We start from the raw sequence: 16,741 nt of genomic DNA, 5'->3' as shown, positions 1-16,741 counted from the left end.
GCTGTTTCTTATGCGGCCCTGCGGCCATCGTTAGGATTTGTTAGCCCTTCGGTGGTGATCTCTGGGATACGAGGGAAATGCATTCAGTATTATGAGGTGGTTATGGCTGGCCCGATTTGGCAACTCATCGATTCCAGTGCGATTGGTGGCATTGAGCGACACATTGAAATGTTGGCGCGCGGTCTTCGTCGTCTCGATATCGATTGTGAAGTGATCCTGTTTGCAAGTTATGGACACAACCCTTGGTTTGATCAGCTGAAAGCTGCACAGATTCCATTCAGAGTTTTAAAAGGCACGATTGGTGATCTTGTAAAGAACCTCAAAATGTCCAACCCTTCGCTTGTTCATACCCATGGCTACAAAGCAGGTATTTTGGGGCGCGCGACTTGTCGGTTGACAAAGACGCCGGTTGTTTCAACTTTTCATTCTGGTGAGCGCGGCCAATTCCCAGTTTCAGTGTATCAAACGCTGGATGAAATGAGTTCGTTCCTCGCTCCAGCAATTGCTGTCAGCGAACCAATCCGCGACCGTTTGCCAAAATCAACAGAGCTGGTTCATAACTTCATTGATATGCCAGAAAAAGCAACCGACCCCACCCGCAATCGACTTCGGGCAGGCTTTGTCGGTCGGTTCAGCCATGAAAAGGCGCCTGATAATTTTTGCGCACTATCGGAAATGCTACGTGTTGCGCCTGCTTTCCAAAATGTTGAGTGGCACGCCTATGGTGATGGACCAATGTTTGAAGAAATCAAACAACGATCCGAAGCCGATATCAATCTACATGGTCTTAAAATAGACATGACCAATATATGGCCAACACTTGACCTCTTAGTTTTGCCATCGCGAGCCGAGGGACTGCCGCTTGCAGTACTTGAAGCCATGTCGCACGGCATTCCAGTGGTCGCGCCAAAACTTGGCGCATTGCCAGATGTTATAACGCACGGTGTAAATGGGTGGTTGTTTGAGCCTAATCAGCTTGATGAAGCAGCAGACTACATGATGGAATGGGCAGAAATGACGGCAGAAAAACGCCAAGTCATGTTTGACAATTGTCGTGCTCATATTGCTGAGAATTTCTCTGTTCAAGCACGCCTTAAAACCATGATCGATATTTATCAGCGATCAGGCTTTAAAGAAAAAATAGCCGCTTAGAAAAGTTCAGTTTTTCGCGAAGATCGACAATTGACCTAAGCGCTTTTCTCAAGCGCTAAGATCGTCCAATCATCGTCGGGTTCAGGCCCGACTGCAGCCCTTACTTTAGTGAGTAATTCTTCCATGCCTCTTTCAAAGGGGCTTGGTAGGCTTTCCATCAATGCATTCGACATCCACTCTGGCAGTTCTTCACCTGCTGACAAGCTCATTGGATCAAGCCCATCTGTAAATGACACCAATCGCTCCCCTTCTTTTAGGGAAAACTTCCGACAATCATAATCCACATTGGGGGCGAACCCTAGCAGTGGCCCTGTCACATCAATCTGCTCGATACCATCTTTTCGAACCACAACAGGGTTTGGATGACCGGCGGAAGAAACTTCCACCTCACCATTTTCCTTTAGATCAAGCACCAGCATCGTTGAAATCAGCTGCCCCAAAGTCAAATCGGCAAACAAAGCGTTTGAGAGTTCACGCAAGAACAAGTTTGGTGCAACATCGCGGCGTTGCGAATGAATAGCGCGGGCAATCGCCGCTAAAGCGATGGCCGCCGAATGAGCACCCAAACCATGCCCCATAACATCCATCAAAACCACACGGTCACGGTCACTGCTGGTTAGGTGCAGCATCGCATCACCACTGCCAAGGTCAGCAACATTGGTATGGTGGCCAAGTGCAAATCCGCCAACTTTTTCAGGAATTTTCAACGTCAAAAGTTTTGCAGCCGCTGCACCGAAATGGCGAAAATGCGAAGTACGACGGCGTTCTGCTCGCCGCAACGCTAAACGAATATGCCCTTCAAGATCTTGTTTTGAAACAGGTTTTTGCAAAGCTGCCTCAACACCGATCTCAAGCATCTCTTGCTTAAGCGTAACATTGTTGTCGCCTGTAATCATAATCACAGGCACAGGCAGACGATGGGGATCTGTCTCCATTGTCTCTGCTAAAATGCGCCCTGTGCCATCGGTCAGATGATAATCTGCAACAACAATATCGATCGTCGTATGTTCAAGGGTCGCCAAGGCTTCTTCAATGGTGTCGACGATAATCGTGCGATAAGTCGGATAAAGACCAAGCGCATACATCTCTGCGAGAACCTGCTCATCTTCAACAATCAAGACTGTTGGTTGTCGTTTCGACAGGCGACGCCATGCGATAAAATGGTTCGGCGGACCGGGTTGATAAACAATATCATCGGCAAAATCGCGAACTAGCTCAATCCCGCGGCCAGAAGCAACCAGTGCGGTATTCAGCCCTTTAACTTCCTGTAATTCAGGTGCAAAAACACCAAATTTATCGTCAAAATTCTCAAAAGACGACCCATTATCGATTATCTCGATGCCGATCTCTGCGCCACGAATGCGCACTCGAAATTCAAGTTCCGTCGGTGGTGTGGTTGCATGCTCAATTGTGTTTACAGCAATCTCAGAGACAATCAGCTGGAGGTCACCAACCAACTCATCAGACATTCTAATTTCACTAAGCGCGCGACGCATAGAGCGTCTCACCAATGAAATGTCCTTTAGTGTTGCAGGACATTTTTCATTAAATAATTGCATTGTTTGGTCTCGACACGTTTTGCCTTAAGCAGCCTTTTTGATACCAAGGGTGTTTTGAACACCACACGCAACTGAGTAACCAGCGGCCCAAATAGAACGCTTGCTTGGGTTCTTAGAAATCGCTTCAAAATAATGTCGAAGACTGTCCCAACCGCGTCCGCGCTCATAATCATATTCCGCTCGTGCGACGGCTAAATTTGCTTCTGCAAGACGAACAGCTTTGATCATTTCAGGCTCTGTACGCGCTCTATAACGGTCTATAATGAAGTCGATTGCATCTATTCGATTTTGACGATTTTGCGTAATTGAGCCAGGGCGCATGAGATAATGCATACCGATTTCAGGCGAAACGCCAACCTCACCCATGCCTGCAAGCTTCATCCACATGTCCCAATCGGTTGCAGATTGCAAATCCGTCGCAAAACCGTTTGCATTTTGCAAAGATTCGCGTTTTGCAACCACAGTTGCAGTCCCAACAATATTATGTTGCAACAAAACAGCTTCAGGATGATCAATTGCTTCATAGCCCGTTTGGTCAGGCTTTAAAAAATTACGGCCCCAATAATCGAACGATGATCCAGATAAAGGTTCACCAGGACGAAAATGCGCGTAGTCAGTAAACGATAAACTCGCATTTGGATGGGCATCATGGAAGGCCAATTGACGCGCAAGTTTTCCTTCAGTCCACAGATCATCTGCATCCAAAAATGCAATTAAATCAGAGTTTGCCTGCTCAATTGCGTGGTTGCGCGCACGACCGGGACCAATGCCATCTGTTTGTAATACAACGAAGTTTTCATCGTTCTTCTGGCATTCAGCTAAATACTCATGCGATCCATCTGTCGATCCGTCATCAACGATAATAATTTCTACATTATCAAGTTTCTGCAGATAAATCGTTGGAATGGACTGTTTCAAATAGTCCACGCAATCGCGCGTTGGAATTACCACACTACAAATCGGTTTTGTCATCTCTGTCCCCTAAACCTACCGGACAAACAGCATTTTTTTGAGCTGTTTTGAAATTGTTGGCATCAACTTTGCTCTACCCACGTGAGCATGAGCCTGTTGATTGGGTTCACCATGACGGAAATGGACTAACATCAAATGAAGACAATCGGTTATATTTTGGGCCAATTCCCAGTTTTATCGCAGACGTTCGTCGGCAATGAATTGAGAGCTATGCAAGAGCGTGGGCACAAAATCGTTCCGATCGTGTTGAAACGAACAATTGGGCCTGCCAATCCGCAAGACCTTTTGACGGCTGTCCACTCAACATTTTTGGAAAACGTTCCAAGTCAACGCGCCGTTGATGAGTTCAAACGTCCTGGCATTGGGGCTGTGCGGTCCATGTCATACCTTTTGAACCAACAGTCTTTGCCCCGTTATTCTTTGTTGGGCAACGCACTGAAGATTGTAGCAATTGCCCGTCAGCATGGCTGCGATCACCTCCATGCTCATTTTGCAGGTGGTGCTGCTAGCCACGCCATTGTCGCGGCTAGATGGATGGGTGCCACTGTCTCATTCACAAGTCACGGAACTGACGTTAATCGCGACCGTGAAGATTTAGAACTTAAACTTCAAAAAGCTGATCTTTCAATCGGCGTGTGCAACGACATGGTCGAAGAATTTGCCATGATTGGCCCAGCATCGCAGTTGGCAATGGTTCCTTGTGGCACCAGCACAGAACAATTCCGTCCAGCAGAAACGCTGAAAACCAACGGCCGGTTGTTATATTTGGGCCGACTATCAGCTTCAAAAGGCGTCGAAGATCTTATTGAAGCGGCTTACCGACTTGGCGATCACTGTGCAGACATCGATATTGTTGGTGATGGACCGCTAGCCCACCCGCTGAAAAAACGTGCGAAAGATTATGGTCTTCTTGACACGAAAATTCGCTTTTTGGGCGCAAAATCACCTGATTGGATTGCACGAGAAGCCCCGTTCTATCAAGGCGCTGTCCTTCCATTCAAGCAAGCAGCAGATGGCCAGAAAGATACGGGTCCCCTGGTTGTGAAAGAAGCAATGGCAATGGGCCTTCCAGTGCTCTCAACTCGTTTCATGGGCATAAAAGACACAATCTCCGAAGGCACTGGGCTTCTTGTTGAACCTGGGAATATTCGTCAGCTCTCCGAAGCGATGAAGCAATTATCTGTCCTTAATGAAATAGAACGTATTGAACTTGGAAAGCGGGCACGCAATCGCATCCAACAACATTTCACTATTGAAAGCCAAGCCAGAACTCTTTCTGGCCTGATTGAGACACTTGGCACGGTTCATGCTGAGGAAGATTACGTCAAGAATGACGAAGATCACGTCGTCCAGAAAGACGATGTACCCAGAAGGGCATACAAGAATGCTTAGACTACTCAATAAACTGCCAGCTGGTTGGCCATACGTTGCGAGCATTGTCGTGACAAAAGGCTTCAGCATCATCTCTATACCTTTGCTTGCGAATTTTATCGCACCTTCCGAGTTTAGTCGCCTCGACGTGGCTGCAAGCTTTATTGAGTTTTTAGGTCTCGTATTTGCGATGGGCCTCGCCGACACATTGATCCGTTTCACCTCGCTTGAGAAAGACACGGGTCAAAGAAATACTGTCGCTTCAGAAATTATCGGTACAGCTCTCCTACTTGCATTAGCGCTGGGTATCGCGGTTCAGTTTTTGGTGCCTGCATTCTTGAACTCATTGCCAATCGTGTTCGAAGAAGGTGCCATTCGTGCAGGCTTCTTTGCAGCGACCCTTTCTGGCTTGATCGCTTTGCCGCTTGCGTGGGTGCGCCTCAAAGACCAACCCTTGATGTTTTTGCTCTACACAGGAACGCGCGGCGTTCTTCAAGCAGTCACAACCATCGGTGCTGCATGGGCAGGATATGGGATCGAAGCAATCCTTTACACAAATGCCGCCGTAGATATTCTCATTTCGATCGTGGTTTTGACCATTATGATCAAAGAAACCGGCGTTACATTCAAAGTGGCAGCTTTCAAGCGGACGTGTGTTTATGGTTTGCCTTTGCTTGGTGGCGCTTTAGCAATGTTCGTGCTTGGCGCCCTTGATCGTTGGTTCCTTGTTGGCCACGTTCCAGCCCATGACCTTGCCCATTATGCAGTGGCTACCAAGCTTGCATTGGCAGCGCCTCTTTTGATGCAACCATTTTTATTGTGGTGGAACCCGCAGCGCTTCCGCGTTTTAGAAGAACCAAACGGCCTACAACGCTCTGCTGAAACTATCGGCATGGGCTTCACGGTCCTTTTAGTCAGCGCAACGATCATCAGCTTAATCGGCCCTCTTTTCATTCACTGGACAATGCCAGCGGAATACATGCACGCAACGCTTTATCTGCCTTGGCTCATCGGCATCGCCGTTCTGCATGAAAGCAACACGCTTTTGAATGTTGGCGTTTACCGCAAGAAGCACGCTTTCTTGGTGCTCTTGATCAACGGCACATGTGCAGCTGTTGCTCTAACTGGCTACTGGTTGTTCGTTCCAGACTATGGCATCGTCGGCGCGATCGCAGCGACAATTGCAGCACAAGCACTGCGTTTGGTTTTGTTCGTCACCATCGGTCATCACTCAGCACCAATCCCATATCCGTTCCTTCGTACCGGGATATTGGCAATCATGACAACGACATTTATTTGGTTCTCGCCAAGTGTCCTTTCAAGCATTGCTGTTATTGGTTGGGCAATCACTGGCGTCGTTTTATTAGCCATCACAGCAGTAATGCTCGGCCTTATCCGCGTAAACTTACCGCGTCCAGGATATGCACCAAAACAATTTGATGCCGCTGAAAAACCGTCTGGAGAAGCTGCAGAATGAGCACGCTATACGACCAGATCCCATTTGGTAGCAAACTTGCTGAACCGCGTGATTTAAACACGCGGAAACATCGTCATATGTTGCTGGCAGTTGCCTGCAGTTTATTGGCAGCTGTTGTTTGGTTTATTCCACTGGGCGTGCCAGCATTCGTAAAGCCATTTCTAACGGTCGTCATTGCATTCTTGCCTTTCGCTGGCATCCTCATTTTCCGGTTTGCTTTCTTTACGTGTCTGTTGTTTGTGGGCTTTGCATTCTTCCGTTTTCACGAAGTCTACCCACCCATCAGACCGTTGCGCGTTCCTCTTTTACTCTCTCTCGCAGTGCTTGGCGTGCTTTGTTACAATCTATTCCTCAGCCGCAAAATCAGAGTTTATTGGGAACATGAGCTAACACCATTCGCACTCTTTGCAGGCTGGTCATTGCTCGGCATGTTCTTTGCCACAAACTTTGGTGCATCTAAGCAATTCTTCCTCGATACCTATGTGAAAATCATCATCATGACTTTCGCAATTGCATGGAGCATCCGTGAACCAAAGCAATTCATGGCTGCGATCAAGTTCTTCGTTGTTGCTGGTGTTATTGTTGGCGTTGTTGCCGTCTATAACAAACTCATGGGTATCGGCCTTGTAGAAGGCTCACGGGTTACCATTGCACGTCACTTGCGCTCGCCACTGGGTGACCCAAATGACTTGTCTCTGCGTCTCTTATTCCCGCTGTCCTTCGCCCTTTCGCTCATCATGGTGCCAAAATCTTATTTGCTAAAATTCTTTGGTGGGTTCGCTTCTTTGACAATGATCTGGGCGATTGTTGCAACACAAAGCCGCGGTGGCTTACTTGGGCTTTTGGCCGTTTTGGGCGTTATCGGCGAACGTTACATCAAATCCAAAGTTATTCTAGGCGGCATTGGCGGCATCGCAGCCATCGGTCTTTTCGCAATGATGGGCATTAACAACCGGAAATCTGGTGGTGCTGCGGAAGAAGGCGTTGATGCCTCTGCACAAGCCCGTCTTGATACATGGGACACAGCTTGGAATATGGCCGTCAACAACCCAATCTTTGGTGTTGGTTGGCAGAACTTTTATTCCAACTATTTCGTTTATCTTCGCGTTAACGGCGACGGCAAGCCACACGTGGTGCACTCAACTTGGTTTGGTGCTCTTTCAGAAAACGGATTTATCGCGTTCTTCTTCCTCCTTTGCATGATCTTCCTCATGACGTGGCGCTTGCTCAAAATGTACAAGCTTTACACCTATCGTCGTGCTGACGAGAGTATCCGTACAGCCACATTGGCCGTCCTTGCAGGTCTCGCAGGTTTCTGCGTATCCGGCACGTTTTTGACGCAGGCACATACATGGTCCCTCTACCTCTTGTTAGCCCTTTGCGTTGCCCTGTCGAAATACAGCCGCACCTTCATTATTGAAACACAAGAAAAAGCAGACGACGGCTACTACGACAGACCACCGCCAGCAGAAGTTAGCATCAGCTCACGCGCGAAGAATTTGTGGGAAAAATCAAACCAACACTTGGAACGGGTTCGTTGGGATCCAGACCTCGATATTGGCTCGAAAGCTAGGAGACAGAAATGAGTTTAGCTCTCTCATTCAGACAATGGGTGAAAGCTGGCGACACGCCGCTTGCCAAATTGATTTATAAAACTGGTTGGGCTGTGCGTCGTGCATCCATGCCAAGTATCCCAGCAATTCACAAACCTCTCTATATGCTACATTGCGGCGTCCGCGACGGCATCAATACCGTCGTCATGGCCCTATGGTTCAAGCCGCTATTTTTGTCTCAAATGACAAAGCCCGCGAAAGAGCTGCACCTGTTTGGCAAAGGCATGCCTTACATGGCTGGCCCGCTTAAACTCAGCATGGGTGAGCGTTGCCGCCTTTCAACACAATGCTCACTATTGGCGCGCGTCAATGGCGACAAGCAACCAGAACTTATCATTGGCAACAATGTCGGCATTGGCTGGCAAACGCATATTGCTGTGGGCAGCAAAATTGTCCTTGAAGACGATGTGCGCATGGGCGGGCGCAATCTTTTATCTGGCTTCCCAGGTCATCCACTTGATCCTGTCGCAAGAGCGCGTGGTGATGCAGATACCGACGATCAAGTCGGCGACATCATCATCGAAGAAGGCGCATGGCTTGGCATGGGTGTTGCCGTAACAGCAGGCGTCACGATCGGTCGCGGTACTGTGGTTGCAACAAACTCAGTCGTCACCAAAGACCTGCCTGCGAACGTATTGGCTGGTGGTGTCCCTGCCCGCGTTATTCGCCCGCTATTTCCAAACGAAACAAAAGCCGAATTGGCAGACCAAAAGGAAGAAAAATAATGATCCATGATATGGTCGTATTCGGTGAAGATTGGGGACGTCACCCAAGTTCAACTCAGCACCTTGTCCGTCGCCTCTCTGGCGATCGTAGTGTGCTTTGGGTCAACTCAATTGGCATGCGTCGTCCACGTTTAAACCGTGAAGACATGCACCGTTTGTTTGAAAAAGCGAACTCGATGTTTAGTAAGCGCGTTCAAGAACCTGTTCTTGAAAACCGCAATGTTGTGCCTGACAATATGCGCGTGCTTTCTCCCGTTGCGATCCCATGGCCGGGCAATCCCGCAGCATCAGCCTTTAACCGCATTGCCTTGGGCCGCCAAATTCGTCGTGAGATGAATGTTGAAAATATCAAAAAGCCGTTGCTTTGGTGCTCACTTCCAACAGCAGAAGTCGCATGTAATACGCTCGATGAACGCAGTGTCATTTATTATTGCGGCGATGATTTTGGTGCTTGGCAAGGTGTTGATCACAAGCCTGTTTTAGAAGCTGAAAAACGTCTTGTAGAACGCGCTGACCTCGTGATCGCATCGTCAGATCACCTCCTTGAGAAATTCCCTCGCGAGAAGACGATTTTGATCGAACATGGTGTTGACCATGACATCTTCGGCACACCAGCCCCTCGCCCACATGACATGCCAGATGATAGACCTGTTGCAGGCTTCTTTGGCACTATTGGCGACCGTATCCACGTTGATGCAATAGCAGATGCTGCGGAGAAAATGCCGCATTGGTATTTCGTGATGATCGGCCCCGTTCAAACAGATTGCTCACGCCTTCAGGCTTGCTCAAATGTTATCTTCTTAGGCGAACGCGATCACAGCGTTCTTGCAGGCTATGTCCAAAATTGGGATGTCTCTTTGCTACCCTTCCGCCAAGGGCCAGACATGGATGCCAGCAACCCGCTAAAACTACGCGAATATTTCGCAGCAGGTACGCCAATTGCCTCCACTCGTTTCAAAGCGTTGAAGCGTTATGAGCAATTGGTTCGCGTTGCAGAAGATGATGTCGACTTTCCAAAAGCGATCGAAATGGCTCTTCACGACAAGAAGCATAATCATCTTCGCCGCGAATTTGTCGCTGGTGAAAGCTGGGATGCACAAGCTGCAAAAATTGAGAGCGTTATTGCTACACTATGAGAAAACAAGCATCATCAATCATAGCTGCCGCTCTTGTGACACTGTCTGCAACGACAGTGTTTGCTGGCGAAGTATTCCATAAATTCAGAAGCGGCAGTCTACCAATTCGTGCGGGTTCCGTTCTGAAAACGGAAGCCTCACGTGAAGGCGTGATCGTGATCCGTGGTAACGTATTAGGTGATGAAAACGTCACAATCGCTTTACGCATTGATGATGCAAAGTCTCGCAATTATTCAAGCCGCTACAATATGGGCCGCACACTTCCGCCTGGCCCATTTTCAATACGACTTCCACTCACGGGTCTGAAGACCACGGGTAAACGACCGATAGATGTGAATAGCATCCATAACATCATTCTTTTTGAGCCAACAGACACGGACCGTACTGTTATTGAACATTACGCCATCGAAGAAGCAATCACATTGCCTGACAATGCAGTCGGTTTCAGTTTTGGCAAAAGCGATAGTCCGGTTTTTGAAGGCTTTAAAAGAGTTTCAGCCTCAAGCTCCATGCTCGGCGGCAAAAACCTGCTCGAAATACTCCGGCCTGGCTCCGATCCTCTGCTTTCAAGTGGGGTCAACGGTGTAGAGCGGATCACGCTTCCCGCACCAAGTGGCAAACAACGCCTAACAATTTGGACAGAAGAGACCAGTGCATGGCAAGAGCTTCGCGGCTTCACCAATCGACGCATTAAAGTGAATGGCAAGATCGTTCGTCACGAGACATACACGCCGCGCGAATGGAACCAAACAATTTATATGTCTGGACGCGATCGTGAAGTGGGAAAAGACAACGATATTTGGAACATGTACGGCAAACACCGCGGAGGACGCTTAAGCTTCGACGTTGATGTTGGCAAAGACAATAAAATTGATATCGAATTTGCAGGAGCAGGAAGAAACGCCCTTTATATTTCTGCTGCATTGATTGAAAAACCAGATTCAAAAGCACTAGCCGCTATCGAGCAACGCCGTAAAACTTGGTTCAACAACAAGTGGAAAGTTGATCCGACAATTGGTGAGCTACAAACTGCGGACCGCGACATCAACTTGAACAAAATTGTTCGTTTCAAGCCGCTCGAACTCGCAATGACAAACGAAACAGGCACAAGCCTTTCCTTGTCAGTTAGTAGCGCGCAAGAAGCTTCAGCACCAACATTCAAAATTTCTTGGGAAAATAACAGTCTTGAAGGGATGATCGATCCAATGGTTTGGGCCGGTCAACGCCGATTGGAACGGATTAGAACAGGTGGCAATCTTTTCACCCCGCGTTCGACCCAACTCAGATCGGATGTTGAAACCTTCCCGCTTTACGCCAATACACCGCGTCGTTATTCATTTTGGTTGCAACCAACCGACATGCTTCCAGTAGGAACACATAAAGGCGTTTTGACCGTAAAATCTGGCACGCGTGTTCAAGAGCTACCGCTTTCTTTGATCGTTCCGCCAATTACGCTACCAAAAGTAGCCTCTGATGCAGGTTTTTATATGTTGCATGCGCCACATTTAAGCTGGCATCGCGATTTGGCAAAAGATAACGCAGAACAAAATGCTTGCGACCTTGCCTTCCTCTCAAAGTTTGGCATTCGAGGAAATTCTCCCTCTCTGCACATCCCTCACATCAATGGTAAGCCCGCTTTTATTCGCGATACGCAACAAGCTTTGCAAAATGCAACGAGTTCGCCTTGGCTTGCCTATAATGCATCGTTTGGCCTGTATCATCAGCTCGGTATCGAAAAAGGCGCACAAGCAATGGCGCGCGCTTTAAAAGCCTTAAAAGAGAACGGCCTGCCCGCTCCCGTTTGGAGCATGGCGGACGAACCAGGCAACGCAGCATCTCAATCAGCACGCGACATGCCTCAATGGGTCGCCGCCGTTAAAAAGGCTGCTCCTGAGGCAAAATTAGCAGGACACTTAAACAACCCGAAGGATTATGAGTATCTCCATTTCTTCGACGTTGCGATTATCAACCAAGGCTTTGGTATCGATAAAAAAGACATTAAGTGGTTGAAAAAACGCAATATTAAGCCTTGGCTATACAATACAGGCCAACCACGCCTAACAGCAGGTCTTTGGCTTTGGACAACGGGTGCGGATAGATATTTGCAATGGCATGCACGGTTACCACTCGGTCATCCTTTTGATCCAACAGATGGGCGTGAAGGCGATGTATCTATGTTCCCGCCAATGCCAACCCTTTGTGCCAAACAACCAGATGTCCATGAGTTCTTCCTCGATATGGCAAATGGATTGGCAGATCAGCGCCATCTTCTTTGGCTCTCAATGCAAACAAGCCCAGAAGCGATCAAACTTGCGACCTCAATTCGCAAAAAGCATCGTGGTGATTGGGAATTAATTACTGGAATTAGCAACCAAGAGCTAAAATCGTTGCGAATTGCAATCGCAAAACTGGCATTGAACTTGAATGTAAGTAGCAACAAATAAAAAAGACGAAAAACAGGGTCATGAAAATGGCGACAACCAGAAACACAAAAAGAACCGCAACGACGGTCGCGTTACTCATCATGCTTGGCGTGATGAGTGCGTGTTCGTCGTCGGGCCTATCTTTGGTCCCTGCGAGCTTGCGTGCCTCAATTACAGCAGAAGATGCGAAAGACAAGAAAGTATCGGTCAACGATATCCTTACATCTGCTCGCGAAGAGGAAGAAGACAATGGCGGCCAGACCATTGTTGCCAAAACCCGTGGCAAATTCGCTTCAATCTTCAAGAGAAAGAAAAAGAACCCATCTCCAGTTTTCCAGCCAGTTGAAACGGCCTCTCTTAATCTGAAGACAGACAAGGATGCAATCGCTGCATTTTTAGAAGAGCAAACGGCTGAGCCAAATACGGTTCTCGCAAAAACGTCCAGTGTCGATACAATTAGCACAGCGAGCGTTTCGACTGTCAAAAAGTCGAAAGCGCAGACTGATCCAAGCGCGTCGCGTTTTGCAAAACAAGCAGACGCAATCCGCGAAAAATTCGATAATGCAAGCGAACAACCAGTACGTAAAACAAAAACAAAAACACGTAACAATTTGCGTGTCACCTCGAACAATCAGCGTGCCGGTGACGGTGGGCTGACTAATGCTGAAATTGCAAAAGGTTGGGTAGAAACTGGCCCGGACGATTTGGCCGGCCTCCCAATTGATGGTTTCGACGATGATTTCGGCAACAATGGCGCAGAAACTGAAGCAGTTTTGCGTGGTGATGCATCAGCAGATGTTCGTTTTTCCCAGTACTTGAACAAAACAAGGTCGCGCATCTCCAACGAACGCGATTATGAGCGTCAATTGCAAGAAGCTTCGCGCGAAGCAACCTATGAGCAAGATGCTTCGACTGTGTTTAAAGCAGCCCAGCGCATTGCAAAGCAAAACCCGCAATCAGTAGCGACACAGCCAAGAATTGATACGCCTAAAATAGACCCGTCTGAGGTATTGGCGCGTTCAAAAGCATTAAATGCGAGAAACAAAGCAAACAGTACAAGAGCAACGACTGAGAAGGCATCCAATAATGCGCTTCTTGAACGTGCCCGCGCCCTTGTTTCACGCACACAACCTGCAACGCCAACAACGACCACCTTGGTTTTGGCCTCAGGTGCAACGAATTTGTCAGCGTCACAACGAGATCAGTTCTCACAATTTTTAGCAGCTCACAAAGGTAAGCCGCTCAAAATTGAAGCTGGACTTGGCAATGAAGGCAACACATTTGAGCGGCTCGCGAAAGCGCAAGCTCGTCTCAAATCACTTGCCAACCAATCACCCGCCATAAGAGCGGCAGACCAACAAATAAAACCGGAGCTTCAGCCAAACACGATCAGGCTGAGTGTCAAAAGCTAACCAGAACACGAAACTAGAAAAACGCAAAAGCGTAAGGAATTGAACTCTTGATCCGCAACTTAGGTGACATCATATATTTGGTGCTCAATGCAGCATGGAGACGCAGGTATTTGCTTGTGATCCCTATGCTGTTATTGCCACCGATTGCCTATTTTGCGTCTGATAAAGTCAGCAAAAGCTATTCCACTGGCATGTCGATCTTGATTCAAGAACCGGCTGCATTGAACCCGTTCCTTGAAGATTTCGCGCTTAGTCCGAATTTGAAAGAACGAATGGCGCCGCTAAAAGCGTTGTTGAAAAGTGAGCACGTCTTAAGTGACGTTTTGACCGATCTTGGTGAATTTGATGAAAACACAACACCGCGTGAAAAATTAAAAAAAGTGCGTGAGCTTGCAAGCTCCATCAATTCTCGGCTTATTGGTAAGGAAGTTATCAAGCTGACCATCACAGGGCCGAAAAGCGAAGGCTTGGCAAACCGCCTATCAGCGGTCGCAAAACACTTCATCGAGCGCATCGTAGCGCCGGAACGTTCTTCTGTTGAAGGCAGCGAAAAATTCCTTCGTGCGCAAATGATTGGACGCGCTGAACAGCTCCAACAAGCTGAGGCGCGGCTTGTGTCATTTAAGGTTGAAAACGCAGCAAATCTGCCGGAAATTTATCAATCCAACATTGGACGTTTGACCACACTGCAAGACCTTTACGATACAAAAGTCATTGAATTGTCAGCGGCTAAACGTTCCCTGCAAGATCTTCGAAAACGATTATCAGGCACCAATCCGTTGATTGGTAACCTCGAAGAAAAAATCGTCAGCCTTTCAAGCGAGCTTGTCTCGTTACAAGCGCGTTATACTGATAACCATTCAAAGGTTCGCAACGCAGAGACGAAACTTGCACGACTTCGCGCAGAACGTTCTCAACTTTTGAGCGTATCGACAGAAGTTTCTGACGATGAGTTGGATCGCTTATTCAACATTGCAATGGGCCAATCAGGCGGCTTCGACGAAAATGGTCAAAGCCCATTCTTGGTCTCACAAATGCTTCGCCTTCAAGATGCGCAATCGAACAAAACAGCGCTCGAAAAAGAGGTCGAGCAAATCAGCATCAAAATCAAACAGCTCAACAATGGCATTGCACGCTTCGGTCCTATCGAGCGCAAAATGCAAGCGTTGGAACGCAATATTCGCATTGCGCAACAACTCCATGAAAAACTAATGCAGCGCTATGAAATGGCGCGTGTTACCGGCGCACTTGGTCGTTTTGAAGCACCAGAGCGGGTGAAAATTATTGATGCACCTCAAGATCCACATTCACCAGACACACCAGGACGGATCATCTTCATCCTTGGTGGTATCATCGGTGGCATTGTGATGGGTATTGGCCTTGCAACAATTACTGAAATACTGGACCCGACCGTGCGTTCTGCTCGTGAACTTGCGCATCGTTTGGAACTGCCATTATTGTCGAGGGTATCTTATATCCAACTGGATGATGTTAGTTCTTCAACAACAGACGGCGCCATAGATCCGGCTGGGCCAGCCATGCGCCCCAATACCATCGGCAGGGGCATGGGAACCAAGCGAGAAAAAGCAACATGGTTGCTGACACATGGGTTCATCTTTTCGAAGAAGTTCTTGGACGTCACTCTACCAATTGTTGAGAAAACCATCGCAACAATATGGAAGATTGTTATCCCTGCGCTAAGCCGCTTGATCACCGTTGCGTTCGCGAAGTTTGGCGTCAGCGGCCGCCCATGATTGTAACCGTCGATAAAGTGTCGACGGACTAACATCAAGCGCCCTTGCAGCTTTTGGTACCGATCCATCACAGATGGAAATTGCTTCTTCGATGGTTTCTCTGATCACGCTATCCAACGCCTTTATGTCTTCTCGTGTTTTTACAACTGAAGGTGACGTCGAAGGCATTTCAACCGGCAACGAAGGCTGTGGCGCATGATGATCAACTGGTGCAGCACTTGAAGCTTGCGCTGGGTAAGCGTTACCAATCAATTGATCTGCAACAGGATTTCCCGTTCCAAAATGATTGTTAGTTGGGGCGGGTGCCGCGTGATCATAGTTCGCTGACATTGGTTGCGGCGGCATGTGCATTGGTAGGTCAGCTGGAGGCAAACCGCCAGAAGGCAAACCCGTTGGCGCAATATGGGAAGGCCATACCTGAGTTTCTGCACTTGCATAAACATCAGTTTGCAACATTGGATTGCTTAGATGCGCCGCAGATGGACCAGCTGATTGGCCAAGCGTTGATAATTCTGCAGGCAACATGACACGAGACACTAAGCCTCCCGCGTTCATAACAACAATATTGCGAATTACATTTTGCAATTGCCTCACATTGCCAGGCCATCCATAAGCCATAAGCGCTTGTCGTGCTTCTTCATCAAAGCCAGTAAATTCTTTGCCGTCTTCTTCAGAAAATTGTTGCAAGAAATATTCTGAAATCAGCATTACATCGTCACCACGGTCACGCAGTGGCGGTAATATCAATGGCACAACATGGAGGCGGTAAAACAAATCTTCGCGGAACCGCCCTGCCCGAACTTCGGCCATCGGATCACGGTTCGTCGCGCATACAATACGCACATCGCTGGCATGGATAACATCATCACCCACACGCTGGATGGTCCGCTCTTGCAAGAAGCGCAAAAGCTTCGATTGCAAAGACAAATCCATCTCGCAAATCTCATCAAGGAACAACGTACCGCCATTGGCGCGCATGGCTGCACCCTTGCGATCACGAGTGGCACCCGTAAAGGCGCCCTTCACATGACCAAAAATTTCACTTTCAAGCAAATCACGCGGGATAGCTGCACAGTTCAATGTGACATGCGGCCCATTTTTGCGCGGCGAGAGCTTATGCAATGCCTCAGCGCAAAGCTCTTTACCC

The 16,741-nt window shown here is 48.1% G+C and carries 12 protein-coding genes; 9 read left to right on the top strand and 3 right to left on the bottom strand.

All coding sequences use genetic code 11. The features are described from left to right. Positions 1 to 102: 102 nt before the first annotated feature. On the top strand, positions 103 to 1,152 hold the full coding sequence (locus ABJO30_01885; GenBank protein MEP3231560.1) for a glycosyltransferase family 4 protein: 1,050 nt from the start codon (positions 103 to 105) through the stop codon (positions 1,150 to 1,152). A gap of 35 nt (positions 1,153 to 1,187) precedes the next feature. On the opposite strand, the gene ABJO30_01880 is transcribed toward ABJO30_01885, so the two are convergent. Further along, positions 1,188 to 2,711 (bottom strand): SpoIIE family protein phosphatase, encoded by a 1,524-nt coding sequence (locus tag ABJO30_01880; GenBank protein ID MEP3231559.1) that lies wholly within the window; start codon positions 2,709 to 2,711, stop codon positions 1,188 to 1,190. Between the two features lie 24 nt (positions 2,712 to 2,735). Beyond that, positions 2,736 to 3,683, bottom strand: coding sequence for a glycosyltransferase family 2 protein (locus ABJO30_01875; GenBank protein ID MEP3231558.1), 948 nt, complete (start codon positions 3,681 to 3,683; stop codon positions 2,736 to 2,738). Positions 3,684 to 3,818: 135 nt separating this feature from the next. Here ABJO30_01875 and ABJO30_01870 point away from each other — a divergent pair, with 135 nt between their 5' ends. The 8 genes from ABJO30_01870 to ABJO30_01835 are packed head-to-tail and all read left to right on the top strand — an operon-like array spanning position 3,819 to position 15,594. Then, positions 3,819 to 5,075: a glycosyltransferase gene (locus ABJO30_01870; GenBank protein MEP3231557.1), complete on the top strand. Its 1,257-nt coding sequence runs from the start codon at positions 3,819 to 3,821 to the stop codon at positions 5,073 to 5,075. After that, a complete protein-coding gene (locus tag ABJO30_01865; protein MEP3231556.1) occupies positions 5,068 to 6,531 on the top strand; it encodes a lipopolysaccharide biosynthesis protein in 1,464 nt (487 codons plus the stop codon). Before ABJO30_01870 ends, ABJO30_01865 begins: the two co-directional genes overlap by 8 nt. Next, complete coding sequence (locus ABJO30_01860; GenBank protein ID MEP3231555.1) at positions 6,528 to 8,117, top strand: O-antigen ligase family protein; 1,590 nt, start codon at positions 6,528 to 6,530, stop codon at positions 8,115 to 8,117. Before ABJO30_01865 ends, ABJO30_01860 begins: the two co-directional genes overlap by 4 nt. Beyond that, positions 8,114 to 8,869, top strand: coding sequence for an acyltransferase (locus tag ABJO30_01855; protein ID MEP3231554.1), 756 nt, complete (start codon positions 8,114 to 8,116; stop codon positions 8,867 to 8,869). The genes ABJO30_01860 and ABJO30_01855 overlap by 4 nt, the downstream gene beginning before the upstream one ends. Then, positions 8,869 to 10,005 (top strand): glycosyltransferase, encoded by a 1,137-nt coding sequence (locus ABJO30_01850; GenBank protein MEP3231553.1) that lies wholly within the window; start codon positions 8,869 to 8,871, stop codon positions 10,003 to 10,005. The genes ABJO30_01855 and ABJO30_01850 overlap by 1 nt, the downstream gene beginning before the upstream one ends. Next, complete coding sequence (locus ABJO30_01845; GenBank protein MEP3231552.1) at positions 10,002 to 12,449, top strand: hypothetical protein; 2,448 nt, start codon at positions 10,002 to 10,004, stop codon at positions 12,447 to 12,449. The genes ABJO30_01850 and ABJO30_01845 overlap by 4 nt, the downstream gene beginning before the upstream one ends. Before the next feature lie 26 nt (positions 12,450 to 12,475). Further along, positions 12,476 to 13,840, top strand: coding sequence for a hypothetical protein (locus tag ABJO30_01840; GenBank protein MEP3231551.1), 1,365 nt, complete (start codon positions 12,476 to 12,478; stop codon positions 13,838 to 13,840). A gap of 47 nt (positions 13,841 to 13,887) precedes the next feature. Beyond that, positions 13,888 to 15,594, top strand: a complete 1,707-nt coding sequence (locus tag ABJO30_01835) for a hypothetical protein (GenBank protein MEP3231550.1) — start codon at positions 13,888 to 13,890, stop codon at positions 15,592 to 15,594. Here the strand turns inward: ABJO30_01835 and ABJO30_01830 are convergent. Next, the coding region (locus tag ABJO30_01830) for a sigma-54 dependent transcriptional regulator (protein MEP3231549.1) at positions 15,538 to 16,741 on the bottom strand (1,204 nt) is incomplete at its 5' end. The two genes, ABJO30_01835 and ABJO30_01830, sit on opposite strands and share 57 nt — an antisense overlap.

It is taken from the genome of Hyphomicrobiales bacterium, from assembly GCA_039973685.1.
Lineage (GTDB): Bacteria > Pseudomonadota > Alphaproteobacteria > Rhizobiales > JACESI01 > JACESI01.
Note: the sequence above shows the minus strand (reverse complement) of the source record. Positions and strands in the feature narration are given on the sequence as shown.